This is a genomic window from Mesorhizobium sp. M4B.F.Ca.ET.058.02.1.1 (assembly GCF_003952505.1).
Taxonomy (GTDB): Bacteria; Pseudomonadota; Alphaproteobacteria; order Rhizobiales; family Rhizobiaceae; genus Mesorhizobium.
In genome coordinates, this window is record NZ_CP034450.1 from 1,546,593 (window position 1) to 1,569,951 (window position 23,359).

Annotated in this window: 34 protein-coding genes and 4 pseudogenes; 17 read left to right on the forward strand and 21 right to left on the reverse strand. The window is 63.7% G+C overall.

The annotated features are described in order from the left end of the window. Positions 1–36: 36 nt before the first annotated feature. Positions 37–1,506, reverse strand: coding sequence for a PAS domain S-box protein (locus EJ073_RS07730; protein ID WP_245455493.1), 1,470 nt, complete (start codon positions 1,504–1,506; stop codon positions 37–39). 169 nt (positions 1,507–1,675) lie between these two features. Between EJ073_RS07730 and EJ073_RS07735 the strand changes: the two genes are divergently transcribed. The 5 genes from EJ073_RS07735 to EJ073_RS07755 all read left to right on the forward strand — a co-directional run bounded on the left by EJ073_RS07735 (position 1,676) and on the right by EJ073_RS07755 (position 4,239). Next, complete coding sequence (locus tag EJ073_RS07735) at positions 1,676–2,014, forward strand: hypothetical protein (protein ID WP_126055194.1); 339 nt, start codon at positions 1,676–1,678, stop codon at positions 2,012–2,014. Between the two features lie 130 nt (positions 2,015–2,144). Further along, a complete protein-coding gene (locus EJ073_RS07740) occupies positions 2,145–2,312 on the forward strand; it encodes a Thivi_2564 family membrane protein (RefSeq protein WP_126055195.1) in 168 nt (55 codons plus the stop codon). Positions 2,313–2,350: 38 nt separating this feature from the next. Next, positions 2,351–2,644, forward strand: coding sequence for a hypothetical protein (locus tag EJ073_RS07745; protein ID WP_126055196.1), 294 nt, complete (start codon positions 2,351–2,353; stop codon positions 2,642–2,644). Between the two features lie 125 nt (positions 2,645–2,769). Continuing rightward, positions 2,770–3,228 carry a GFA family protein gene (locus EJ073_RS07750; RefSeq protein ID WP_126055197.1) on the forward strand — a complete coding sequence of 153 codons (459 nt, stop codon included), beginning with the start codon at positions 2,770–2,772 and terminating at the stop codon, positions 3,226–3,228. 465 nt (positions 3,229–3,693) lie between these two features. Next, complete coding sequence (locus EJ073_RS07755; RefSeq protein WP_126055198.1) at positions 3,694–4,239, forward strand: PAS domain-containing protein; 546 nt, start codon at positions 3,694–3,696, stop codon at positions 4,237–4,239. A gap of 8 nt (positions 4,240–4,247) precedes the next feature. Here EJ073_RS07755 and EJ073_RS07760 read toward each other — a convergent pair whose 3' ends face one another. Next, positions 4,248–4,517 carry a hypothetical protein gene (locus EJ073_RS07760; protein ID WP_126055199.1) on the reverse strand — a complete coding sequence of 90 codons (270 nt, stop codon included), beginning with the start codon at positions 4,515–4,517 and terminating at the stop codon, positions 4,248–4,250. 168 nt (positions 4,518–4,685) lie between these two features. Between EJ073_RS07760 and EJ073_RS07765 the strand changes: the two genes are divergently transcribed. Then, entirely contained in the window at positions 4,686–4,880 is a 195-nt protein-coding gene (locus tag EJ073_RS07765) for a hypothetical protein (RefSeq protein ID WP_126055200.1), read from the forward strand. A gap of 361 nt (positions 4,881–5,241) precedes the next feature. On the opposite strand, the gene msrA is transcribed toward EJ073_RS07765, so the two are convergent. The 9 genes and pseudogenes from msrA to EJ073_RS07805 all read right to left on the reverse strand — a co-directional run bounded on the left by msrA (position 5,242) and on the right by EJ073_RS07805 (position 9,472). Continuing rightward, complete coding sequence (gene msrA / locus EJ073_RS07770; RefSeq protein WP_126055201.1) at positions 5,242–5,760, reverse strand: peptide-methionine (S)-S-oxide reductase MsrA; 519 nt, start codon at positions 5,758–5,760, stop codon at positions 5,242–5,244. 124 nt (positions 5,761–5,884) lie between these two features. Then, entirely contained in the window at positions 5,885–6,784 is a 900-nt protein-coding gene (locus tag EJ073_RS07775) for an ankyrin repeat domain-containing protein (protein WP_245455494.1), read from the reverse strand. A 111-nt stretch (positions 6,785–6,895) separates the two neighbouring features. Continuing rightward, entirely contained in the window at positions 6,896–7,219 is a 324-nt protein-coding gene (locus EJ073_RS07780; protein WP_126059120.1) for a hypothetical protein, read from the reverse strand. After that, positions 7,219–7,413, reverse strand: a complete 195-nt coding sequence (locus EJ073_RS07785) for a hypothetical protein (RefSeq protein ID WP_126055202.1) — start codon at positions 7,411–7,413, stop codon at positions 7,219–7,221. Before EJ073_RS07785 ends, EJ073_RS07780 begins: the two co-directional genes overlap by 1 nt. Next, positions 7,398–7,637, reverse strand: coding sequence for an ABC transporter permease (locus EJ073_RS07790; protein ID WP_126055203.1), 240 nt, complete (start codon positions 7,635–7,637; stop codon positions 7,398–7,400). The genes EJ073_RS07785 and EJ073_RS07790 overlap by 16 nt, the downstream gene beginning before the upstream one ends. A gap of 103 nt (positions 7,638–7,740) precedes the next feature. After that, entirely contained in the window at positions 7,741–7,944 is a 204-nt protein-coding gene (locus EJ073_RS07795; RefSeq protein WP_126055204.1) for a hypothetical protein, read from the reverse strand. Further along, a pseudogene (locus EJ073_RS31430) lies at positions 7,941–8,432 on the reverse strand (glycosyl hydrolase 108 family protein); the annotation flags it as partial. The gene EJ073_RS07795 and the pseudogene EJ073_RS31430, both read right to left, overlap by 4 nt. 54 nt (positions 8,433–8,486) lie before the next feature. Beyond that, positions 8,487–9,242 (reverse strand): annotated as a pseudogene (locus EJ073_RS31435) (terminase family protein); the annotation flags it as partial. Then, positions 9,239–9,472 (reverse strand): hypothetical protein, encoded by a 234-nt coding sequence (locus EJ073_RS07805; RefSeq protein ID WP_126055206.1) that lies wholly within the window; start codon positions 9,470–9,472, stop codon positions 9,239–9,241. The gene EJ073_RS07805 and the pseudogene EJ073_RS31435, both read right to left, overlap by 4 nt. 78 nt (positions 9,473–9,550) lie before the next feature. Here EJ073_RS07805 and EJ073_RS07810 point away from each other — a divergent pair, with 78 nt between their 5' ends. Then, entirely contained in the window at positions 9,551–10,405 is an 855-nt protein-coding gene (locus EJ073_RS07810; protein ID WP_126055207.1) for a hypothetical protein, read from the forward strand. A gap of 88 nt (positions 10,406–10,493) precedes the next feature. Here the strand turns inward: EJ073_RS07810 and EJ073_RS07815 are convergent, their stop codons facing one another. Genes EJ073_RS07815 through EJ073_RS07825 form a run of 3 tightly spaced genes read right to left on the reverse strand, consistent with a single transcriptional unit; the run spans position 10,494 to position 11,941 of the window. After that, entirely contained in the window at positions 10,494–11,183 is a 690-nt protein-coding gene (locus tag EJ073_RS07815) for a terminase family protein (protein WP_245455495.1), read from the reverse strand. Continuing rightward, a complete protein-coding gene (locus EJ073_RS07820) occupies positions 11,128–11,490 on the reverse strand; it encodes a hypothetical protein (protein ID WP_126055209.1) in 363 nt (120 codons plus the stop codon). Before EJ073_RS07820 ends, EJ073_RS07815 begins: the two co-directional genes overlap by 56 nt. Then, positions 11,483–11,941, reverse strand: a complete 459-nt coding sequence (locus EJ073_RS07825; RefSeq protein ID WP_126055210.1) for a hypothetical protein — start codon at positions 11,939–11,941, stop codon at positions 11,483–11,485. The genes EJ073_RS07820 and EJ073_RS07825 overlap by 8 nt, the downstream gene beginning before the upstream one ends. Before the next feature lie 310 nt (positions 11,942–12,251). Here EJ073_RS07825 and EJ073_RS07830 point away from each other — a divergent pair, with 310 nt between their 5' ends. The 4 genes from EJ073_RS07830 (at position 12,252) to EJ073_RS07845 (ending at position 14,323) form a co-directional block, all read left to right on the forward strand. After that, positions 12,252–12,758, forward strand: coding sequence for a hypothetical protein (locus tag EJ073_RS07830; RefSeq protein ID WP_245455496.1), 507 nt, complete (start codon positions 12,252–12,254; stop codon positions 12,756–12,758). Between the two features lie 122 nt (positions 12,759–12,880). Then, the gene (locus EJ073_RS07835) at positions 12,881–13,150 is read left to right on the forward strand and encodes a hypothetical protein (RefSeq protein WP_126055211.1); all 270 of its coding nucleotides are present in this window, start codon (positions 12,881–12,883) and stop codon (positions 13,148–13,150) included. A 33-nt stretch (positions 13,151–13,183) separates the two neighbouring features. After that, on the forward strand, positions 13,184–13,921 hold the full coding sequence (locus tag EJ073_RS07840) for a hypothetical protein (protein WP_126055212.1): 738 nt from the start codon (positions 13,184–13,186) through the stop codon (positions 13,919–13,921). Between the two features lie 96 nt (positions 13,922–14,017). Continuing rightward, positions 14,018–14,323, forward strand: coding sequence for a hypothetical protein (locus tag EJ073_RS07845; protein WP_126055213.1), 306 nt, complete (start codon positions 14,018–14,020; stop codon positions 14,321–14,323). 98 nt (positions 14,324–14,421) lie between these two features. Here EJ073_RS07845 and EJ073_RS07850 read toward each other — a convergent pair whose 3' ends face one another. Next, positions 14,422–14,844, reverse strand: a complete 423-nt coding sequence (locus tag EJ073_RS07850; RefSeq protein ID WP_126055214.1) for a DoxX family protein — start codon at positions 14,842–14,844, stop codon at positions 14,422–14,424. A gap of 305 nt (positions 14,845–15,149) precedes the next feature. Further along, positions 15,150–15,905 carry a tryptophan 2,3-dioxygenase family protein gene (locus EJ073_RS07855; RefSeq protein WP_126055215.1) on the reverse strand — a complete coding sequence of 252 codons (756 nt, stop codon included), beginning with the start codon at positions 15,903–15,905 and terminating at the stop codon, positions 15,150–15,152. 155 nt (positions 15,906–16,060) lie between these two features. On the opposite strand from EJ073_RS07855, the pseudogene EJ073_RS07860 reads away from it, so the two are divergent. After that, positions 16,061–16,417, forward strand: a pseudogene (locus EJ073_RS07860) (Lrp/AsnC family transcriptional regulator); the annotation flags it as partial. A 108-nt stretch (positions 16,418–16,525) separates the two neighbouring features. Here the strand turns inward: EJ073_RS07860 and EJ073_RS07865 are convergent. Next, a complete protein-coding gene (locus tag EJ073_RS07865; protein ID WP_126059122.1) occupies positions 16,526–16,996 on the reverse strand; it encodes an Lrp/AsnC family transcriptional regulator in 471 nt (156 codons plus the stop codon). Between the two features lie 110 nt (positions 16,997–17,106). Between EJ073_RS07865 and EJ073_RS07870 the strand changes: the two genes are divergently transcribed. Next, a complete protein-coding gene (locus tag EJ073_RS07870; protein ID WP_126055216.1) occupies positions 17,107–17,661 on the forward strand; it encodes an alpha/beta hydrolase in 555 nt (184 codons plus the stop codon). 115 nt (positions 17,662–17,776) lie between these two features. Here EJ073_RS07870 and EJ073_RS07875 read toward each other — a convergent pair whose 3' ends face one another. Further along, entirely contained in the window at positions 17,777–19,141 is a 1,365-nt protein-coding gene (locus tag EJ073_RS07875; RefSeq protein WP_245455497.1) for an RtcB family protein, read from the reverse strand. Positions 19,142–19,246: 105 nt separating this feature from the next. Here EJ073_RS07875 and EJ073_RS07880 point away from each other — a divergent pair, with 105 nt between their 5' ends. Beyond that, a complete protein-coding gene (locus EJ073_RS07880; RefSeq protein WP_126055218.1) occupies positions 19,247–19,786 on the forward strand; it encodes a hypothetical protein in 540 nt (179 codons plus the stop codon). A gap of 7 nt (positions 19,787–19,793) precedes the next feature. Here EJ073_RS07880 and EJ073_RS07885 read toward each other — a convergent pair. Further along, positions 19,794–20,149 (reverse strand): annotated as a pseudogene (locus EJ073_RS07885) (SPW repeat protein). A gap of 317 nt (positions 20,150–20,466) precedes the next feature. Here EJ073_RS07885 and EJ073_RS07890 point away from each other — a divergent pair. Then, a complete protein-coding gene (locus tag EJ073_RS07890) occupies positions 20,467–20,646 on the forward strand; it encodes a hypothetical protein (RefSeq protein WP_126055219.1) in 180 nt (59 codons plus the stop codon). A 32-nt stretch (positions 20,647–20,678) separates the two neighbouring features. Here the strand turns inward: EJ073_RS07890 and EJ073_RS07895 are convergent, their stop codons facing one another. Further along, positions 20,679–21,650 (reverse strand): SDR family oxidoreductase, encoded by a 972-nt coding sequence (locus EJ073_RS07895; RefSeq protein WP_126055220.1) that lies wholly within the window; start codon positions 21,648–21,650, stop codon positions 20,679–20,681. A gap of 294 nt (positions 21,651–21,944) precedes the next feature. Between EJ073_RS07895 and EJ073_RS07900 the strand changes: the two genes are divergently transcribed. Then, positions 21,945–22,262 (forward strand): DUF982 domain-containing protein, encoded by a 318-nt coding sequence (locus tag EJ073_RS07900; protein ID WP_126055221.1) that lies wholly within the window; start codon positions 21,945–21,947, stop codon positions 22,260–22,262. Between the two features lie 6 nt (positions 22,263–22,268). Then, entirely contained in the window at positions 22,269–22,550 is a 282-nt protein-coding gene (locus EJ073_RS07905) for a hypothetical protein (RefSeq protein ID WP_126055222.1), read from the forward strand. Positions 22,551–22,553: 3 nt separating this feature from the next. On the opposite strand, the gene EJ073_RS07910 is transcribed toward EJ073_RS07905, so the two are convergent. Next, the gene (locus tag EJ073_RS07910) at positions 22,554–23,273 is read right to left on the reverse strand and encodes a Crp/Fnr family transcriptional regulator (protein WP_126055223.1); all 720 of its coding nucleotides are present in this window, start codon (positions 23,271–23,273) and stop codon (positions 22,554–22,556) included. Between the last annotated feature and the right edge of the window lie 86 nt (positions 23,274–23,359).

Here is a 23,359-nt window from a genome sequence, read left to right on the forward strand (position 1 = left end):
AGGATTGCCAGCGCGTGGTTTCGGCCGGCCGCGCCGTCAATCCATCTCGTCAAGAGAGTTTTTCACGTATCGCAAAGGCGCTTCAAGCTTCCAGCTTACACCGTGCTCGCCGAACTCCAGCTGTCCGGTACCGCCCAGCGCCTGCGGCGTGATCCGTTTCAGCACAACCGAGCCGAATCCGCGACGTTTCTCTCCATCCAAGGGCGGTCCATCGTGCTCGTGCCAGACCAGGCCAAAGACCTCCTCGCCATTCGCGCCGGTGGTTATGGCCCATTCGATCTCGACCTGCCCGACCGGGTGAGACAGGACGCCGTACTTTGCCGAATTTGTCGCCAGTTCGTGGAAGGCGATGCCGAGATATTGGACGGCGTTCGGCTTGAGCATGATCACCGGCCCCTTTGCCGACAGGCGCGACTGCGCCGCGAAGACCCTTACCTGCGCCTCGACCAGCTCGGCAACCGTCGCGCCGCGCCACTCAGCATTGACAAGCAGATCGTGCGATTCCGAAAGCGCCAGGATGCGTTCGCGTACCTGGTCCAGAAAGACCTCCGGGGTGCTTGCCTGCTTGCTCGTCTCTCGGATCATCGAGATGATGACCGAGTACTGGTTCTTTACGCGATGGTTGACCTCGCGCATGAGCAGGCGGATGCGCCGTTCGCTCTCCTTGTGAGAGCTGATGTCGCGCGCAATCTTGGACGCGCCGACAATCCTGCCGATGCCGTCGCGTATCGGCGAGACTGTCAGCGAAACGGGAATGCGCGTGCCGTCCTTGCGCTGGCGCACCGTCTCGTAGGACGGCACGACCTCGCCGGCGCGAATGCGGGTGATGATCGAAACCTCCTCGTCCAGATGGTCGGGCGGAATAAGGATCGTCACCGGCCGGCCGATCGCCTCCGCCGGCGTGTAGCCAAAGAGGCGCTGCGCCGCGTCGTTCCAGCTGGTGATGATGCCGTTTATGTCCTTTGAAACGATCGCATCCACCGATGACTCGACAATGGAGGCAAGCCGCGTGCGGGCTTCGTCCGCCATCGTCTGCGTGCGCAGGTCAAGCAAGGTGGTGATTGCGCCGATCGTATCGCCGGCCTCATTGCGAAGCAGGACGGGATGCGCGCTGAATGGGATGAGTTCTCCGTTGGGCCGCTCGGCTATCGCCCGCCCCCAGCGAACGTCCTTTTCTTCGCGCAAGGCAATGGCCATCGGGCATTCTTCATGCGCCATCTTGCTCCCGTCGAGATGACGCAGCTTCCATGACCCGCACCACCGATCCTCGTTGAGCACGGGACGATGCCCCCAAAGTTCGGCCGCGGCTTCGTTGAAGAAAGTGATGAGGCCCTGCTTATCGGTGGTGTAGACGGCGACTGGCAGCGCCCGCAGCAGATCGACGGCATGGGCGCCTGGAAGCCCGATGCCGCCATGTTCAATCGTGTCCACCGACCCCCTCGCCTTTCGATACCGCAAAATTAACTCGACAAGGAATGCGCGTGAGGGATTTCGGTTCCCCGGCAACGCGTCGCCGGCCGGCCGGCGATCGCCAGTTCCCGGCTACGCTTGCAGAGTCGTCAAGGGCGGGAACTGTCTGCCACCTCCAAATGAATATGTGAGGGAACCATCACCAGCGCGAGCGGTTCCCCCAAAAGTCGCGACACGACGAAACTGCAACCAAATGGAGACAGCCATGACCATGAGAATCCTCGCAGCCACCATGCTGACGCTTGGCCTCGGTACATCGGCGATGGCCCAGACCGCCGGCGACACGGCCGGCTCAGGCATGGTCGACGGCAGCGGAAAATCGGTCGTTGTCGACCCCACTGGCCCCAATACGGTCGACCTGAACGACCCCGATGCCGTCGATCCCACGCCGACCTACAGCATAGACGGCATGGCCACGTATGCGACGAGCCCAACCCCCGATCAGAACTGCCCTGTCGGCCCGCAGGGCGCGCAGCCTGACGCAAGCGGGACATCGCCCGGGACAAGCGCGCCGACGGTGAACGACAACCACTGCGGCAAGTAACCGGCGCATCGCCGTTCGGCGGCCGCGGACAACGACTTCGCGGCCTCCGCCGGTTCCCGCGGGGAACCGACCTTGCAGCAGCGGCGTTTCCAGGATGTATTGAGTTCCGAAACAACCTGGGAGAGAGGACGTGGCTCTATCGGCTCTCATCGGCATCCTGATCACCTTCCTGGTGATCATCCTCGTGCTCTTCCTCGTCCAGCGCCTGCCGCTCGACGGCCGCACGCGACAGATCGCGCAGATCGTCGTCATCATCATTGGCATCATTTCACTGTTGAAGTATCTGGCTGTTTTCTAGCCCTTCCCGCGGGGAAGATGTCCAGCCGAGGCTCCCCGATGAAAACCAGTTCGATCGCATGGATTGCCGGCACGATGGTGCTTGCCTTCACGGCCACAGCCCACGCCCGCCTCGATACCCGTACAATGAGCTGCGAACAGGTGCGGTCCCTGATCCAGGGCCATCGCGCGGCCGTGCTGACCACGGGACAGAACACCTACGACCGCTATGTGCGGCAGTACGGCAATGAGTGCGACTGGCCTGAGGTGCCGACAGCCGCCTCCGTTCCGGCGCGCGACGGCCAGTGCCGCGTCTACCGCTGCCAGGAGCCAGTGTTCAATTTTCCCAACTAAATATGGCCTCGTCGTTCTCGCAACGGATGCGTGGAACCGTTGCCCTTCGCGCGAATTGATTCGGGGTCGAACATTTCGACGTGTTGTCGCGGCCAGCAGAGCGGCGCGAACCAGGAGGAACAGCCATGTCCAGCGATATCAGGCGCAGCGGCAGCTGCCTGTGCGGCGGCGTCCAGTTCTCGGTCACCGGCGAGCCGCTTCGGGTCGGACTTTGCCATTGCAAGGATTGCCGCAAGACCAGCGGATCGGTCTACCAGGCTTTCGGAATCTGGCCGCTTGAGGCGTTCGAGACGACCGGCATCGTCAGCACCTATGGCGGCAGGAGCTTCTGCCCGACCTGCGGCGGCCGTGTCACATCGGTCGGCGAAGAGGAGGCCGAAGTGATGCTTGGCAGTCTCGATGTGGCGCCGACGGAGCTTGAACCGAAATACGAGTTGTGGACGGTGCGCCGAGAGCACTGGCTGCAGCCCCTGCCCGGCGCCCAGCAGTTCGGACACGACCGGACCGAAGGCGAGGCGGCTGACGAAGGCGAAGCACGCATAGCCGCGGAGGGCGACGGGGAATCGACCCGCAGCGCAGCCTGAACCTGCAGCCAGGATGGCCAACTTGCATTTTGCAACCGATGGTCGGTTTGCCGCGGGTACCATGCTCAGTTAAGATTCGACTTGCGGTGGACCTATTGGAAACCGCTTTGGCCGGCGCGGCTCAGGCAACGCTCCCAACATTGCCGCGTCGGCCTTCCAGAATCGAAGGACGCGCGGTATGTTTTCCGGGCCGGGCGGTACAACCTTTGATATTGTATTACGACTCACATAGCTTGGTTATCTAGTGAAGTACCAAGTTATGGTTGCGCTACCGGCCCAGACATTCTTTCGATGAAAGAAAATTCGCTCAAAGTTATTTTTTTCAGTGCGTCAACTACGCCACCCAAGTAGCAGTCAAAGCTGACGCATCGTGATTTTGGGCGGTCTTGTACAAAAGGCCACCTTGTTTCTTTTGGTTCATGTTACATACTGTTGCGAATCTTGAAACCGAACGGGGCGGTTTTCATGACTGCGGTACCTGAAGGGGGGCGCGGCGTTCATCTGCGATATCCTCCGATCGACGGGTTCTGGACCTGGGACATCAAGCGAAACCGTGTCTACGGTGACGCCAACCTTTCCGACTATTTCGGGCTCACGCTTGAGGAATTCTCCCATGGCGCGCCACTTGAAAGATGCATGGAAAGCATCGAGGCCGAGGATCGGCTCCGGGTCCATGTAGCGATTCGCCGGGCGGTGGAGCGCAGGTCGAGTTTCCGGGAGGTCTACAAAGTCCGTTCGGAAAAGATGGGCCTTCGCAAGATCCTGGCGGTCGGCCAGTGCTATGTCGACAACCTTGGAGAAGCAGCTCTCTATCCCGGCTGGTTCGTCGATCTGACACAGGAGGAGGATACAGAGGAGGCCTCCTTGCGCGAAATCCACCGGCATATCGAGCAGGCCAAGGAAATCTCGCAATCGATCGGACACACCCTGCTCTTCTACCTGCTCGACAATGCCCAGGAAGAGGTGCAACTGCGTCTTGGCGGCGGATCGAGGAGGCGCAAATCGTCCTAGCGCGCACCCTAGCCTCTGGGCGGCGTCCTGCCTTGCTTGCTGATTTCGGCCGTCACCATGCGGGCGAAATGCGACTGCGGCGAGCGACGTTCGAGCAGTCTGGCGCGTTCGAGCGCCGTATCGCCGTAGAATTCGACCAGCACCGCGGCTGCAGTGGCCGCGTCGGCCTTCAGCTTGCCGATGTCGGCCTGTTCGCTATGCCTCGAGGGGCCGTTCCTGGCGATCACGTCCAGCATGGCTTGCAACTTTTCAGGAGTGCTGCCCTCGTCTTCGTGCATCGTCGCGGTCCGATTGGTCGCGCAAAATATCGACATTTCCGAGGAATGTCCAACAGCTTCGTTGATCGCGCAGGGATACAACCAAATACAGCTTCACCGCGAGTCTCTCCACAATCTTGATGCAAGCAACAGTCAGCCACACTTCCCACGCAGACATTGGGGGCACCGATGGACCAGCCGAGCAAAATGGAAAACCTGCAGTTCGCGCAGGGGATCTTGAGGGAACTGCGCCAGAAAGCTGAAGCCGATGGCGAGAAGCTTCTGACCTATCTGATCGACATGGCCTATCTCGAAACCAGCGACCGCATCCGCGCGCACTGGATCGGGAACCATGAGAGCGACGGCCGCCGCGCCAAGGGCTGATGCATGTCGACCAAAAGTGCGTAGCGGTTTTGGGACGAAGATGCATCAAACATTAGACTTAGCTTGAGCGCGTTCGGTCAGGCAGGACGCGCTCTGGATCGGCGCCGTGGCCCGCTGCCAGGATCTGGAAACGCAAAAAGCCCGCCGTGCCTTTCGGCACGACGGGCGCAATTGGCAGGATTGGCGGTCCGGGCCGAGTTGTCGACACAAGCAAGCCCGCGCCTCTCGCAGAGGACGCGGGCCCGGATCGGGATGCCGGCCCGATCAGGCAGCATACCGTTGCGCGCTGCCGGAACATGAACTCTTAGCGTATGCTAATGTTCCAGCGCAGAGGGAAAATTTGCCGAGCGACCGATCTGGCTTATGAAGCGGCCCTTTCGCGAACCGGGAGTTTCCAGCCCGGCCTGACGAAATGGCAGGTGTAGCCGTTCGGGTATCTCTCCAGATAGTCCTGATGCTCGGGCTCGGCCTGCCAGAATGGGCCGACCGGCGCAACCTCGGTGACGACCTTGCCCGGCCACAGGTGAGAGGCATCGACATCGGCAATGGTGTCCTCGGCGACCCGCTTCTGGTCGTCGCTGGTGTAGTAGATTGCCGAGCGATAGCTCATGCCGACATCGTTGCCCTGACGGTTGCTGGTCGTCGGGTCGTGGATCTGGAAAAAGAATTCGAGCAGCGTGCGGTAGCTCAGCCTGGCGGGATCGAAAATGATCTCGATGGCCTCGGCATGGGTGCCGTGGTTGCGGTAAGTGGCGTTGGGCACGTCGCCGCCGCTGTAGCCGACGCGGGTCGAGACGACGCCCGGAAAGCGCCGGATCAAATCCTGCATGCCCCAAAAGCAGCCGCCGGCAAGCACCGCGCGTTCGGTGGAAGTCGCCATGTCACATCTCCGTTGGATTTCTCCATAAATGGGGATTGTGACGCTCTTCGTCCAGCGGCTCAAGCGTTCGGGAACCGCGAGTACAACAGCCGCTTGGATTGAGGACGGGAATCAAGATTCAATTCTAGGGAAGCGGCAACGGTGCGTCACTCAAGGTCCGCAGGTAAGCGATGAGGTCTGCTCGCTGCTTCTCGTCCTGCAGACCCGGGAAAAGCATATCTGTTCCAGGCAGAGTGAGCGCGGGATTGGAGATAAACAAATTGAGTTCCTCAAAAGTCCAATCGCCACCAGCATCCTTCAGACTCGACGAATACTCGACATCGCCTTGCGAAGCCTTCCGCCGCCCTACGATGCCCCACAGATTGGGCTTGGGATTCTTGACCCCCGGCACTGCAAGATGACAAGTCCCGCACGCCTTGCCGAAAAGTTCTTTGCCCGATTCAGCGTTTGCCGATGCAAGTCGTGCCGAAATCGGCGCAATGACCGGTCGTCCTGCGCCATGACTGCGCAAGTAGGCGACGACGTCTTCGTGACCGCTGAGCTTCGCCAAATGTATGGGTGGACTGCCGTTCGATGTCAGTGCGTTGACATCTGCTCCAGCGTCCACGAGATGGATGACGCACTGAAGGCAGCCATTCTCGGCAGCCACGTGCAGCGGCGTCTGCGATTTCGCCACCTGATTTGGATCGGCCCCATTGTCGAGCAACAGCTTCACGATGTCAGCGTGCCCACCCTTGTTGGCGGCATAGAGTGGCGTTCTTTGCCAACTGACGAGCAGGCTAACGTCGGCCCCACGACTTATCAGAAGTTTTGCCAACTCGATGTTTCCGGCTTCGCAGGCGATATAGAGCGCCGTGACACCGTCAATTTCGTTGATGGCGGCGCCCTTATCCAATGCGGAAGTCACCGCTGCGACGTCGCCATTCCTGACAAGATCACCCAGGTTGCTCGCCTGGGCGGGCAGCGTAAAAAGCCCAAGCACCAACGAAGCCCCTATCACCCACATGCGTCTCCGCTTGGTCATGGTACCTCTCGCTGCTCTGAAAAAGCGCACAGGTTTGGCTCGCATTGCGGCTCCATGCACAAAAACGAATATTAGCAGATGCTCATTCAAAGACCAAGGATGCGCGGCAGGTCACTCCTCGTTTGTCGGCTTGAATTTCCGCACGACGACCTCGAACACGATGTCCGAAATCCACATCGCCGAGACGCCAATGAGGAAAGCGGCGGCGAGCGTCGTGGTGTCGTCGGCTGGATCGGGGATCGGCAGGCCACTTGCCTTGAACCAGGCGACGGCCGGCAGCGTCAGATAGGCGGCGGCGAGCGCGCCGCAGATCGGCGAAGCGATCATTTCGCGCAGTTTGTAGCGATGGCGCGACAGTGCCCGGAGCGCACCACCAGCCAACCCGGCCGCCACCACCGGGCCTTTGATGCCCAGGAGATCGAACAGATCGTGCATCATGGCCTCCAGCCGCAGAGTTCCTGACCCTTGCGGTTGTGCGCAAGCAGCGCCCTCGCCTCCTGGTCCGACAGTGCGTCGACCGCTTTGACGGAGAGGCGTACCGGCCTTGAGACGGCGCAGAAGCTTCCCTTGGCTGTGGTGCATCCGGCCGCGACGAGCAGCGGCAGCACGAGGATCAATCCCTTGCCCATGTTTTCAGCTCCTTGCTGGCCGCGCCCGCGCGCAGCGCGCCGATATCATTGTCGACCTGGTCGGCGAGCGCGCCGGCGGCAGCCTCGGCCTTGGCCTGCCGAGCGCGTTCCGCACCGGCGCCGGCAAGCCGCTGGCGGACGCCCCAGCCGAGGGCTGCCACCACCGAGGCCAGCAGGCCAAGGAACGTCGGGTTGCCGAGCAGTGAGGAAAGCAGCGCCGTCATGACAGCCACCACACGACAAGTGCCGCAACGATGAGGAGCGCGCCTGCCATCCAGGGCAGCGCCTGGCGCAGGAGTTCGGTGAAGACCTCGACCATTTTGCCCCTCACCTCTGCCAGTTGAGCTTGCGGGCGAGCACATGCCAGGCTTCGGTGCCGAGGCCGATCGCCAGGCCGATGCCGGCCTCGAGCGCCATCTGGATGTCAGGATCGCCAGACAGGGCGGCGGCGTCGCCGGCGCCGAGCAGGCCGCGCGCCACGAGGACGGCCGCGCCATAGCGCAGCGCGATGCGGATGATGACGGCAATCATGATTTCTTGCCTCCAAGGATGGTTTTGAAGATGGCGAGCAACAGCCGCCAGAATGCATTGCCGGCAGGCACGGCCGGATCAGGCGCAACCTCCGGATGGGCAGCTTCAACCGAAGGTACCGATGGGCTTTGCCCAGGCGCTGGCGCCGGCGGAGCCGGCTCAACCGCCGACAGCAGCAGCGCCTCGGCGCGCACGAAGCCGACCCGCTCGCTCCAGCCCCTGCCGAAGGTCGGCCATGTTGGCAGCCGCTTGAGAAACGCCAGGCGTGCGTCGCAAAGTGCGTCGATGACAACGCCGGCGGGCCGGGCCCTGGCGGCGCCGAGCGTCGCCGGACCGATGCGCCCGTCCTGGGTGACGCCGACGATCGCCTGAAGGTAGTTCGCCGCCCTGGCCGGGCCGCTGTTCACCGCGAAGTCGAACACGGCATAGTCGACGCCGGCGGGAAGTTCGGCGCCGGCCACGGCATCCCAATAGAAGCGCCGGTACAGGCGGAATTCCTCGAACCAGGCGAGCAGCGTCGAAAACACCTTGAGGCGGCCGGATTGCATGCGGTCGAGCATCTCCATCAGCCCGGCCTCGACCGAGACCGAGCCGTCGGCGAAGCGGGCGTGGCTGGCGAGCATGTTCAGCCCATGCGCGGCATATTGTTTTGCGAGCGCCACGCCGGCGCCTTCCAGCGTTTCGCGGCGGCCGTCGCGCGGCCAGGTGAAGGGCAGCCATTCGCCCCACGGTTTCAGGGCGAGCGCCTGCATCGCCGGCGTCTGCTGCGCGGCGCGGGAGGCCTTGGTGACGTAGACGACGTCGGCCTCGGTATCCCAGGCGAGCTCGACCGCGGCCGAAGGATGGTCCCAGCCGAAATCGAGCGCGCCGATGCGCGGCCACCAGCGCGGCAGCCGGAACGGCTCGCAGGCAATCAGTTCCTCCGGCACCGGAAAGATGCGGCCCGAGCCCAGCACCGGAATGCCCTTGGCGCGCGCCTCGCGCTCATGCGCGGGATAGGCGGCAACGATCGCCGCGCGTTCGGCAGGCGTGTAGTGCCCGGCATCGTCGATGGTCATGAAGGTGACGTGTCGGGACATGGTGGCCCTTTCCCTTCTCCCCTTGTGGGAGAAGGTGGATCGGCGCGCGGCGCCGAGACGGATGAGGGGTGCGCGAAGGAACACGGCGGCAGTGATTTTGCGGCCGCCGGCGTCAAGCTGGAACACCCCGACCTCGCTTCGCGAGGCCACCTTCTCCCACACGGGTGTTTGGACTGGGGACATCGCGAACAACGGGGAGAAGGGAAGTGGGCGCCTCATCCCTTGCCCATCCGCTCAACTTCCGCTGCGCTCAAAAACCTCAGCACCACATCACTCATCCCGAGCGTGAAGGTCACGATGGCGGATGCCCTGGGTGGCGCAGGAAGTGGAGTGAGGGGGAGTTGCGTTTCACGCGCCAGCGCCCCGCCTGGCGATACCGGAACCGACAGCAAAACTGCGCCCGCTCGTCTTTTCATCTTCGGTTTTATGCAGTAGGTCTTGCCCCGCATCGGGAACACCGATGCGCGTTGGGCCGGTGCATTGCGCGCGGCCTCTCCTCTACGCGGGTGGGAAAGCCACTCTTTGCCATGACAGACTTATTCGAGGCGATGCGCCTGTCCGCCGAGGACAGCGAGACCGCTCATCTTTTCTTCAGCGAAGGCGGCAAGTTCCTGCTGCCGCTCGGCAAACCGAGAAATGCCGTGACAGGTCAGGAGATGCTGCAGCGGCTGCTGTCGCCTTCCGATGACGACGACGGCACGCTGGCCAACGACTTTCTCGGTGAGCTTGGCAAGACGGTTCCGTTGGAAAGCCTGCGTCTCCTGCTCACTTCGGGCAATGCCCGGACGCGAGCGACAGGCGCGTTTCTTGCCACGTTTCAAAACCAGAACATAAGTTCGATGGTGGGCGAACTGGCAGCGTTGCTGGCAGATGATAACCCGCGCACGCGCTTCGATGCCGTAGAGTCCATCCTGCGATGCAGCACGCGTGGCGACGGCGACCATCTGGCGCAAGCCCTGTTTGCTCTTGCAGATGAGCATGAGGGGGTGCGCATGGGAGCTATCCAATTCGTGCGCTTTGCCAAGGACTGGCAGTTGAAGTTCGCCCGCCAGCGCGCCGCATCGCTCAGGCCGCAAACGCCGTTTTCGGCGATAGCGGGTATTTGCGAGCAGTGGCGGAACGATACGTCAGGCACGATCCGTGCGATGCTGGATCATGCCGAGCCGGTGGTGCGGCGCTACGGCCTCGGGTTGGCCGGTCGGGCGAGGTTTGTGGTCGTTGACGCCTATGTCGAATGGGCGCAGGCGTCTGCCGATTCAGAAATCAGCAAGCTGGCGACGGATTGCTTCGAGCACAAGCAGATATCGCAGCATGCGGTCTGGCATTCATCATTGCCGGCAGCTACCCGGACTAGCCCCCGATCAAATGGGCAGCGAAGGTGACGCTCGACCCCCGCTAGGCGCGAGCGCCGAAGCTGCTGATCTCCCCCTACCGGGCATCTCCCCCACAAGGGGGGAGATTGGCTGTGATTCACCCCTTCCCCATCCTCTCCACATCCGCCGCCGACAGAAACCGCAGCACCACATCGCTCATCCCAAGCAGCGGCGTGAACGTCACGATGGTGATGCCGCCGGTGGCGTTGGTGCGCGTCAGGCCCTCGCTATAGACATCCAGCGGCGGCTCCTCGTCGAACCAGACGCCGTGCAGCGTCTCGCCCTGCCATTTCTCGCGGCCTTTCTCGTAGGATTTGAAGGAGAGCACGCTCTCGGAGGCCTGGACGTCGCCACCGCCGCCCCAGCGCACGACGACGCTGTCGATTGCACCGGCAACACTGCGGCCCATCACGGTGTGGACGATGGCATCGGCCGGGATCATGCCGGTGCCCCAGTCGGCCTGCTGCTGCGGCGGGCCGACCAGCACGCGCTGCGGGTTGTCGCGCGTGCCCTCGCCGGTGACGCCTGCGGCCCAGAGGCGCACGGCCATGTCGAACACCTTGCCTTGCCACCAGTCGGGATAGCGGCCGGTGAGGTGCATCGCCCATTCGGCGCCCCCCGCCCTGGTCTTGCCAAGCTGATTGCCTGCCATGAACAGGCGCTCGCGGTTGGCAGCGCCCGCGGCGTGGAACTGCGCCTGCCTGGGATAGGGCCGGTAAGCGGCCAAATGGTTAGCGCGGCGCCGGCGCTCCAGCTCCGTCAGCAGCGCCAGATACTCCGTCCCCAAGGAACGGCCTGACGATCGCTTCGAGGGCGCGGATGCGGGCGCGGATCTCCTCATCGCTCAGTGTGTCCAGAGTGTTGGTGTGGGCATCAGAATCCTTCGGGCCGGGCAGCACCGACAGCACGATCTTCAGATACTGGTCGGGCTTTTCCGCCCTGACCTTGGCGATGACGCCGGCGCCATGGTCACGGAAATCCTGGCGCAGCGCGGCGGCGAAATCATCGCCGATGGTCTTTTTCGCCCGCTTCGGGCGGACGGGAACGCCTGCCGGTTTCCGCGCCCGGCGCGAACGCGACGGCGCGTCAGCCATGGGACGCCGCCGGCTCGCTGCTGCCGGGCACGGCGGCGGGAACGACCGCCGACTTCGACGGCCTGGACCGCGCGACGGCGGGCTTCCGGCGCTTGCCGGTTTTGGCGCGCCTTGGCTTGGTCGGCTTGCGCGCCGGCTTGGGCGCCGCGCTCTCGGCCGATGCCGCCGTGCCGGCCGGCGCGGCTTCGATCTGGACGGCGGCTGGCTCGGCCTTGCCCGGCCTCGCCGTGCTGGCAATGCCGATCATCCGGCCGCCCTCAGCGCCGTTTGGAAAGCCGAAGCCGCCGACCGCATCGACCGGCCCGCCGCGCACCATGCCGATCAGCACGCCGGGCGCGACCTCCTCGACACGGCCGGAGCGCAGCGGCTTGGCGGTGCCTTCGAAGACGCCGATGGCGCTTACGACGTCGTGTCCGTCGTCAGCGGTGATGATGGTGGCATAGCGGGGCATGGGCGGGCTCACGGGTGATCTGGGATGGGCTCGAGAAGCGGCCTACCGGGAACGCGGCGTTGCTTCGCGCCCCTCTCTGGCCTGCCGGCGTCGAGAAGTGATCGAGGAGGCGCTGCGCTCGAAGGCATCCAGAAAAACAAGACCCGCCCTCGGCGGGCGGGTCGGCGGCGCAAATCAGCACCATGGACAAAACAGTAGCATAGCTGCCGTCACCCGGCAAGGAAAATTTTCCTAGAAGGCTTGCTCGCCGCATCCCACTGGGAACTATGGCCTGTCGGGATCGTTGGCGTACATCGAAGAGGAGAAAACCATGGCCGAGAACGAGAGCAGCCAGGGCAACAGCTCAGCCCAGCCGAGCAACGGCAATGCAAAAAGCCAGAGCAACCCGGCGCGCAGTCGTGCCGCGGCACGCAGCAGCACGACACGCAGCAGCTCTTCAAGCGCTTCCGAAGCGGCGCTGAAGAAGCAGATCGCGGAGCTGCGGCGCGAGGTCAGCAGGCTCAACCGCGCGTTGGCCGAACAGGCGGAGGACGTCGTCGAGACGGGGCATGGCTGGTACGATAGTGCCGCCGACCGAGCCTCCGGCTGGTACGACAGTGCAGCCGAGGGGGCATCTCGCGCCGCGCAGCAGCTTCGCAGCCAGGCACAGACTGTGCGCGGCCAGGCGCAGAGCGTGTCGGAAACGGTCCGGCAGAACCCCGGCACGATCTCGACGGCACTGACGCTGGGCGGGCTTATCGGCGTGCTGATCGGCCTGGCAATCGCCAGGAGCGTCGAGCCGCAGCCCGACTGGTTCCACCGCCACTGGAAAAGCTGACAGCTTCTGCCGGCAGAAGGACGCATGACAGGAAGCCCGGGCGGCCGCCCGGGCTTTTCGCACGGGCTGGTCATTAACCAGACCTTATGGGATCATTCCGTTGGGGAATCGCGGAGAGCGGCATGGACAAACCTGCCATGGCATCCGTCTTTCGGATGCGGCATTTGCCAGCAACCATTTCAGGCGTTCGCAGCCTTGGCAGGGGTCAGGCGGATCCGATCTTCCACTCCAGGCCACTCGGCGAAGCGATCCGCTTCATTGTCCAGACCGATGGCCAATACGACCTCAGCGCCGTCTCCATCTTCTACGGCGACCGCTCGACGCCACCGCTAGGCGGCCGCGAGGTCAAGGCGCTCTGGCAGGAGTACGGCCAACGCTGGATGGAGCTGTAGGCGCGATAAATCTTTGCGTCCATGCACAGGCAAATGACAGAACCGCCGGAGCTCCAGCGCCTGATCGACGACTGCTACGATGCGTTTGCGCCCTGCCCGCCGCCGCGTGTGCTGCGCGCCTCGCCGCTGCGCGATCCGGTGGCGATCCTGAAGACGCTCACCTCGGCGCCGTTGCGCGAGTTGACCGGCGAGCAGATCGGGCCCTATGCCGGCTGGGCGATCACCACGGTTGGCGACGTTGCCGACTATAAGCACTTCCTGCCGCGGATACTCGAGTTGGCTGTCTTCGACCAGCGATGGCACGGCCTCGATCCGCCGATCATCGCCAGCAAATTGAGCCGTGGCGGGTGGCGGACGTGGCCGCGGGACGAACGAGCGGCGGTGCAGGCGCTTTTTGCTGGTGCCTGGCGTCATGGTTTTGAGCAGCATCCCGACGATGGCGACCCGACGGGTTGGCTGTGTGGAATCGCAATCGCCGGCGGCGACCTCGACGCGGCGCTGGAAGCATGGCTTTCCTCGACCTCGGCCAATGCCGCGCTGCACTTGGCGGAGTTCTTTGGGAGCGATGCCGAGCGGCTCATCAAGGAAAAGGCCAATCGGAATTTCTGGAACGACGCCGGCGACGACACGATCGAAAAGATGCGGCGCTGGCTGCTCAGCGAGCCGGTTCTGGACCGGCTGTTGTCGGCGAGCGTCAGGCCCGAAGAGCAATGGCGTATCGACTCGGCGCTGCTTATCCTCGACGCTGTCACGCAGGAACGGCACGGCTAGCGACTCCGGACCGATCAGGCGACGGCAGCAAGCATCATGCCGGATCGGAAACGCCGTTCGTGCGTTTTTGAGGCGAGGTCAATGGGAGGAACCGCCATGAACGTCGCCAATCTGCAGCTCGAGGGCCTGTTGATGGCCGTCGCGTCGATCAACCAGGTGCTGGTGCGCAAGGGTGTGCTGACGGTCGAGGAGATCGACATTGCGCTGCGCCGGGCCGAGGCCTGCGAGACGGGTGAGGATCGCTCCGAAGGCATGTCGGCATCGAGCCGCGATGCCGTCAACTTCCCGATCCGGCTGCTGGAACTCGCCAACCGGTGCCAGCCGGAGGCGGACATGCCGTCCTTCTCGAAGCTCGCCCGCATGGTCGGCCAGATGAAGGAACCTTACAACGACCAGATGTGAGGGGGTGCATCTCGGGGCCGCCGATTGTCGATGCCGGCGCCGCCCCTCATCCGCCCTTCGGGCACCTTCTCCCCGTTGAACGGGGAGAAGGAATGAGGTCACGCCCTGCCCGGCCAACCCTGGCGCAGCGAAAGCACGCTGCCCGGGCCGTGCACGGCGGCGAAGAGCAGGCCGGCGGCAAACGGGAAATGCGACATGAAGGCGCCGAACTCGGCCTGGTTGCCGGCCCAGTGCGAAGGGCCGTGGAAGGCAAAGCCGAGGAAGGTGACATAGACCGCGCCGATCAGCGCCGCCGGGGTCAGCAAGGCGCCGGTCAGGAAGGCAATCACCAGCAGCGTTTCGAGGATCGCCGCGCACCATGCCAGGAACAGCGGGAACGGGAAGCCGGCGGCGGCGATGTAGCCGGCGGTGGCGCCGATATCCATGAGTTTGAAGGCCACCCCCATCGCGAACATGGCGGCGAAGATCAGCCGGGCGATGAGGATGACTGCGGTCTGCCAGGTCGATTGGGTGCTTTCCATGATGTCTCTCCGGGTGTTGCTGCGTTCGGCCCTAGGACGGGCGAGGCGCGGGAGTTCCGACATGGGGGTGCAAATAGTTTTGGCTGGCGGGGTGGCAAGCCTGGCTCCCCCTTCTCCCCTTGTGGGAGAAGGGGGATCGGCGCGCAGCGCCGAGACGGATGAGGGGTGCCGGAAGAAGCTCGGCGCGGAAAATCAAATGATTTTAAATGTTTATATCTGAAAGGTAGCATTCCGGCCAACACCCCTCATCCGTCCGAGCTTCGCTCGGACACCTTCTCCCACAAGGGGAGAAGGGGGAGCCAAGCTCACCCCGCCTTCGCGTGCGGGCAATGGCTGATCGACTCCCTGACGGTGCCATATTCAGCGCCCCAGCGGTCGGTCATGTCGCAGCGTATGTCCCATAGCTCGGGGAAGAAACGGTGGCGGGCGCCGCCTTCCAGCATCTCCACCGGGCGACCCTTCAGCGATCTGGAGCCGAGCCCGATCGAGCGGTGGATAAGATAGAGGTGGTTGGCGCGGAACTTCTGGAACAGCTCGTCGAACTCGATCAGCGCCTCGGCGACGACGTAGGCGTCGCCATGGTCGTAGCGCGCGTCATAGACATCCGCGACGGTCAGCCCGCGGCCATCGAGGTATGAGGCCTTGAAGGCCCGCCAGAGGTCCGGCGGCATGCGCAAGAGCAGCTTGAAGCCTGGCGATTCCTGGCCACTGCCATTGCCGAGCTGCAGGCGGATCTGCTGATACTCCTTGGGCGACATGGTTTCGAGCACGTCGAGCTGTGCCGTCATCAGCCGCATCAGCCGGTGCACCCGGCCCATCAGCGTGACGATCCGGTGGGTATCCTCTCTCACCAGGTAATCGAGGACGTCGGCCAGCGTGTAGGCGATGAGCTTCATCCACAGCTCCTCGACCTGGTGCACGATCTGGAACTGCAGTTCGTCGGCATTGACCATATCGGCCAGCGGCTTCTGGCATTGGAGAAGCTTGTCGCATTGCAGATAGACACCGTAGTCGCGCATCTCGGGCGCCTCGATGCGGGCGTGGTATTCGGACTTCAGCATGTTCTTCTCCCTTGCCCGGGCCGCGATGCGGGCCATTCGTTGGATACTGAGACCAGGATAGGGCTTTTCGCTTGAACATTGTTCCTTTTTGTTATCCAAATGGCGCGATTTGAAGGACGACTGTCCTATTTAGAGCGAAATCTGGAGAACGATTGATGCTGGATGCCCTCGACCGCAAGATCGTCGCCGCACTCGAGCGCGACGCGCGCATCTCCTTTGGCGAACTGGCCGAGGAGGTCGGCCTCAGCAAGACGCCTTGCTGGAAGCGGGTAAAGGCGCTGGAGGAAGCGGGCGTCATCCGCGGCTATTCCACCCGCATCGATCCGGCCAGGATCGGCTTCGACATCGAGGCCTTCATCCAGGTGTCGATTGACTTCGAGGTGTCGGACGCCTTCGAGGCGGCGGTGCAGAGACATCCGCTGATCCGGCGCTGCTACGCCACCACCGGCGAGGCCGACTACCTCCTGCAGATCGTGACGGTTGACATGATGGCGCTCGACCGGATGCTGCGCGAGGAGCTGAGCCGCCTACCCGGCGTGCGGCGCACCATAACCTCGATGGCGATGCGTGAGATCAAGGGGATATTTCCTTCGCCAACGCGGCGGCGCATACGCTGCGCCTCATCGCATAACGAGGTCCCGCCCCAGCCGCTTCGGCGGCTCGGCCCGCAGCACCACATTCGTCGTCACCGCGCCGTAGCGGCCGATGCCGTCGACGATTGCCTCGAGATCGGGCGGCGACGGGACGACGACCTTGACCAGGAAACAGTCCTCGCCGGTCACCCGCAGCACCTCGATCACCTCAGGCATCTGCGCGAATTTCTTCAGGCAGGACTGGATGTGCTCATGCGTGGTGCGCAGGCGGATGACGGCCATGGTGCCGAGCCCAAGCGCCGCGGGCTCGATCACCGCCCGGTAGCCGGCGACGATGCCGCGCTCCTCCAGCCGTTTCACCCGCTCGGAGGTGGCGGGCTGGGACAGGCCGACGCGGCGGCCAAGCTCGGAAATGCCGATGCGGCCGTCCTCCTGCAGGATCTCCACGATCGCCATGTCGGTGGGGTCGAGCCTCGGTCTTGCCTCGCCGTTTGCCATGCTTGCCTTCAATCCATCGGAATTCTTGCCTGCTTTCCGATGATCTCTCATTCCCTCGGCCAGAGGAAGGCCTAGAATTGCCGGTATTGCATCGGCAGGAAAGGCGGTCCATGAGCGAATTCATCATCGTGCCCGGCATTGGCGGCTCGGGCGAAGCACACTGGCAGACGCGCTGGCAGCGGGCGAACCCAGCGATGCGCCGCTTCAGCCCGGCGAGTTGGGAGCAGCCGGACCTCGACGACTGGATCGGCGCCCTCGACGCTGCGGTGGCGGCGGCGAATGCCCCGCCCGTCCTGATTGCCCACAGCCTCGGCTGCCTGCTCGTCGCGCATTGGCAGCAGGTCTCGCGGCGTGCGGTCGCCGGGGCTTTCCTGGTCGCGGTTCCCGACCCGGCAAGCGAGGCCTTTCCGGCCTCGGCACGAAGCTTCGCGGGCACGCCGGCAGGGCGGCTTCGCTTCCCCTCGCTCATCGTCGCCAGCAGCGACGATCCCTATGGCTCGCTGGAGTATGCCGGGACAAAGGCCGCGCAATGGGGAAGCGGCCTGCATGTTGCCGGCACACTCGGCCACATCAATGGCGACAGCGGACTTGGTGATTGGGCCGAGGGAATGGAACTGCTGGCGGCTTTCGCTAGCGAGGTGCAAAGGGAGACGGCAGGGGCCTAGTTGGCGGAAGCCGACGAACGATGACCTGAGCAAGGCGGCGAAGCGCACGGGGTGCTGAAGTCATCGCTACCGCCTCCGGGGCACCGGAGGATGGCCGCAGGCACTCACGAGCCACTCACCTCCTGTCCCGCCAGGGCATGTCTTTCTGCCAGTCGCCCGCCATGATCGAGCCGTAAGGGTCGACGAAGTCGTCGATCGTTGCAAGGCGGTGCCGCTCGATCTGGCCGACCACCTGGCTCGCGCTCTTGTAGGCCGCCGGCAGTTCCGACAGGTCCGGCGTGCCGAGCCAGAAGCGGATGTCGAGCCCGTTCGTCTCGGCCTTCACCACATCGTCGAAGTCGCGGCTGCCGATCACCTCGCGCAGATAGCGCGTGCGGCTCATGTTGCGGCCGGCGCCGTGCGGTGAAAAGCCGAGCGCCGCCTTCTTGTCGGCATGGCCGGCGATCAGGATCGGCTCGCTCATGTTCATCGGGATCAGCGTGCGGCCGTCATCGTCCGGCGAAAAGCCGTCGAAGGACGGCGTCGCCCCCTTGGCGTGGTAGAAAAGCCCGTCGTCGCGACGGAAGACGAAATTGTGCTCGTTCCAGAAGCGGTCGGCGATCTGGTTGCCGAGCTTGGCCTGGATGCGGTCATGGATGCGGAAATGGTTCTGCTTGGTCCATTCGCGAATGACCTGCAACGCGTCCCAATAGGCCCGGCCGTCCGGCGTGTCGGCCTCGATCCAGGCGGCACCCGGCGGCGTCTTCGGCGAGACGATCGCGGTATGCCGGCGGGCAACCGCCATGCCGCGCTTGTAGAGCATGGCGCCCGGGCCGCGCGAGCCGTGATGGGTGACGATCGCCGGCTGTCCGGTCGAGCGCAGATGCCCGACATAGAGGAAGTGGTTGCCGTCGCCCTGCGTGCCGAGATTGCTGTCGCCGATCGCTGTCACGTCGGAGAGGAACCGGTTGGCCTTGAAGCGCGCCGAAAGCTCGGCGGGCATCGCCCGGCCGCGCTGGTCCTTGCGGCCGCCGGGACCGAAATGGGTGATCTCGAAGGCGGCGTCGAGGATTTTCTTCGGGTCGTCGTTGCGCTTGAAGACGGTGATGGCCATCGAGCAGCAGATGTCGGCCGAATGGAAGCCGGGATGGATGGCGTTCCTGGTCGCCACGACGCCGCCTACCGGAATGGTGCCGGCCGGACATGCGTCAGGCATGACGACACCTGACACTACGGTCGGCGTACGCAGAAGCGCGTCCATCGCTTCCACGACCAGCCCAAGATTGTCTCGCTCGACATCATTTTCGGGTTCGAGGAAAACGCCGAACGGCAGCGCGTTGGTGCGCGGCATCATCTCGACCGGCATGAGCGTCTGGAGATGGGCGAATATCTCGTCCTGCGACCTGCCCTCGCCCTCCATGCGCTGGGCATCGGCGATCGCCCCGGGAAACCATTTCCCAGGCTTGAAACCCCACTGGATGAGATCCTTGCCGGTAATCACGGCCGTTCCCCGTCGCCAAAAAGGCGCGGTGAATACCACATCGCGCCGGCGCGAACCAGCCGGCACAATCGCCACCGCGCCGTAACGCGGCGATGCCATGATCAGATGACGACGCCGACGCGATCAGTTCGATGGAGATTTTTCGCGCGCGCGATCCAACTCTGCGCGCGCCTCCTCTTTCTGCTTCTCGGCATCGGCCTTGCGCTTCGGGCAGTCCTCGAAATTGTGGTCGCGGCCGCCGCAATAGGAGCAGCATTTCGCGGGCGCTTCCGGGTGGAGCATCCAAGCCATTCCCAAGAATGCACGAAAAGCTTTCCGGTTGCAGCAATTCGTGATGCGCCCGCAGCCGCCGGTTCAGCCAATGCTCCGATATTGCTGGAATTGCTTCTCTTTCACGCAATTCCGGACGGAAAACCGCTGCACACTTTTCCTGGAATTGCTTCTCTTTCACGCAATTCCAGACGGAAAACCGCTGCACACTTTTCCTGGAATTGCTTCTCTTTCACGCAATTCCAGACGGAAAACCGCTGCACACTTTTCCTGGAATTGCTTCTCTCTCATGCAATTCCAGACGGAAAACCGCTGCACACTTTTCCTGGAATTGCTTTAAGGAGCTCGCCGCTTGCGCGGCGGGCTCCCAGTTAATCACCCGTCACGCATGCGCGTGCGGATGATGGACATCCCAGACCGCCCAGGCCGATACGGCAACCACCAGAATGCCGAGGATAACATGGGTCGCCATCGCGTTGGCGTTTGCCATGAAGCCCAGCAGCCAGGGTGAAACGATCAGCCAAAGCCCGAGGACGAGATTGACCCATTCCTCCCACTCCGCGAACACCGAAAGCGTCGCCAAAGCCAACGCGCCGAGCGCAACGCCAACAATCCAGGCGTTCCACGCGGGCATCGTCTCAGCGGCGAAGCCGATGATCCAGGGGAGATGAACAGGCAGATCGCAAGGACCAGATTGATCCAATCCTGGCCCCTCTTTCCTTCCATCATCATTGCCATAGACAACCTCCATGAAGATGAAGCTTGACCAAAGCACTACGTTTCGCGTGCAGAGCACGCTTAGTCATTGATATAATTACGTTTCAAAATCCTTCAAGGTTCAGGCCACTTTACCGGCCCGCTGCCTCCATGCGACCGGGCCGCTGGCGGCAGCCATCTCTCCCCGGCGCCGGGCGCCGAGATGCGTCGCTTTTTCCAGGGAACCCCCGGGGCATCGGCGCGTTCGCCTAGGAACAGCTCGGCAAATAGCAGAAATTTGCCTTGGCAAACAAAGTTGCCATATTAGCTGACTAAACGAATTGTGGTGCCGTGAACCGATGGCCAAGAAGAAATCGAGACCTATGCTTTCCGCGATCTCGCCCGCCTCCGCGGCCGAGGCCTATGAGGCTGCCTACTTCGCCCGCAAATGCGGCCTGACCCGCGACGAAGCGCTGAAGATGATGCGCGAGGCGCAGGCCGGCGTGAGGGCCCCGTCCGAAGGCAAGCGCAAGGGTTAGGCCCCCTACCCCCACCTCTGGCAAGCCTCCTCTCAATAGCCGCCGACAATCGGCAGGATCTCGCCGGTGATGTAGCTGGAGCATTGCGGCGAAGCGAGGAACACATAGGCCGGCGCGATCTCTTCCGGTTGCGCCGGCCGCTTCATCGGCGTCTTGGCGCCGAACTGGGAAACGTCCTCGGCCTCCTTTTCCGACGGATTGAGCGGCGTCCAGACCGGGCCCGGCGCCACCGCGTTGACGCGGATGCCCTTGCCGATCAGGTTGCCCGACAGAGCGCGCGTGAAGGCGTGGATGCCGCCCTTGGTCATCGAATAGTCGACCAGATGCTTCGAACCCTCGATGCCGGTGACCGAACCGGTGTTGATGATGGCCGAGCCCGGCTTCATGTGCGGCACGGCTGCCTGCGCCATATGGAAATAGCCGTAGAGATTGGTCTTCAGCGTGGTGTCGAAATGCTCCTCGGTGAGGTCGGTGAAATCGGTCGAATGGATCTGGAAGGCGGCGTTGTTGACCAGCACATCGAGGCCACCCAATGCCTTCACCGTCTGCTCGACCGCCTTGCGGCAGAAGGCGCGCCTGGCGACATCGCCGCGCAGCGCCAGGCAGCGCCTGCCCTCGGCCTCGACTGCGCGCTTGGTCGTCTCGGCGTCGCGATCCTCACTGAGATAGGCGATGGCGATATCGGCGCCCTCGCGCGCGAACAGCACCGCCACGGCACGACCGATGCCGGAATCGCCGCCGGTGATCAGCGCCACCTTGCCGTCGAGCTTCTTCGAGCCCTGCCAGAACGGCGCGTCGTAGAGCGGCGCCGGCTCGATCGCCCACTCCTCGCCGGGTTTTGGATGATGCTGCTTCGGGAAAGGCGGCACGGGATATTCGCGCGCCCCGGCCTGCATGGCACCCGGCTCTTTCGCCTTGGCCTTGCGGCGGTCATCGGCGTCGACCTTGCGCTGCACGCGGCGCTGCCTGCCTGCCGCCTTCGATGTGTCGGATTTCGTCAGCATCGCTTCGTCTCCTGGTTTCGATAAGGACAACGTCTGCCGCTCGAAAAGGTTGGCAAAGTCGAAACACCGGACCGGCCGCCCGCGGGCCTCGGCGCCGGTCGCGGCATATCAAAGTTAAATGCGACGACCGGCGCGCGATGGTAGTCGATGCAATGAGGGACCTTGTGGAGGCATCTGATGAAACCGGTTCTTGCGAGCAGTCCCCTTCTGGCCCTGGGCGTCGTCGCCTTCACGATCGCGCCCTTCGCCGGATTGCTATGGCGAACCCGGGAGTGGTTCGCCTGGTGACCGGCCGTGAGTCTGTTCCTGCCCCTGACGATCCGGTTCGCCGATGGCGGCTCGATGGTCGTGTCGTCCATCGCCGATGCCAAGAAGGCGCTCGCCAGGACATGGAAGGATAAGGACGCCGCGACCTATGTCGTGGCGGTCCGCCTGGTGGACGACGCACTCGCAGGGATCTGCCGACCCGCTGTTGCCTTCGACGCGTTCAAGACGGCCGCGGCGGAGCAAGGGCTGCTGAGGCCCGGCGACCGGAGCGCCGCGCTCGTCATGCTCGACGAGCTGTGGGCGCCGGGCAGCGCCAAGTCGGCGGCCCCCAGAAAACCCGGCTGATCGCCCATGGCCTGGAACGTCAGCATCGGCGACGAGGTGATCGTGAACGCCACCATCCTGAAGCTGCTCGGCAGCGGCCGCGCGCGGGTGCGGATCCCGACCCACAACTATCCTTTCGCCATCGACCCGCCGGCCGGGGCCAAGGCCGGCGACCCGATAATGATCGCCGGTCACATTACCGAAGTCGACCAGGACAGAGGCCGGGTTACGTTCAAGGCCGGCGGCCTGGTCACCGTCGACATAGCGTCGGTCGCCGCCTGGAAGTCGGTGCTTCGCGATCCGCCGTGACGCCTATCTCGGTTCCCGGTTCATGCTGAGATAGGTGGGGTCGAACTCAGCCAACTCCACCAGCAGATCCCAGTCGAGGATGGTCACGGTATAGCTCGACCAGCTGACCAGGCCGATGTTGCGCAGCATGCCGATGACCCTGTTCATATGGACGACCGACAGCCCGAGCACATCGGCAAGCTCCGCTTGCGACAAGGGAAGCTGGAAGCTCATCCCGCTGGTGCGCTTGACCACCTGGAGGCGGACGAACAGCTCGCAAATGAGATGGGCGAGGTGCGATGTCTTGGAACGCCGGCCCATGGCCACGATCCACTCCCGGTGGATGGCGCCGTCGACGAGCGTGTCCAGCCACAAAAGCCGCGTCAGATGCGGCGCCTGCTCGGTAATGGCGCGCAGCTTGCCGTGCTCGGCGGCGGCCACGCGGCATGGCGACAGCGCGATGATGCCGTGGTCCATCGTCTTCAGGAGAAAGGCGTGAAGGTCGACGAAGTCACCCGGAACCTGCAAGGACGTGAACTGCCGGCCGCCATCCTCGAGCACCTTGTAGCGCGCGGCAATGCCGTCGAGGATCAGGGTGCTGTGGGTCGGTCTCGAGCCTTCCGAAACGATGTCCTGCCCCGTGGCGACATGCCTTTCGGTCGAGATGGCACCCGCCAGCAATTCCTTTTCCGCCTCCGAGAGGTCGTCGTGCTGGCCAAGGTTCAGATACAGGGATTCGAGCATTCGGTTCCGATCCTGCGTGCACCGCCAAGAGCAAACGCCGCAGCCGGCGTCCGGTTGCAGCCGGGCTGACTAGGCATGCGCGTCGG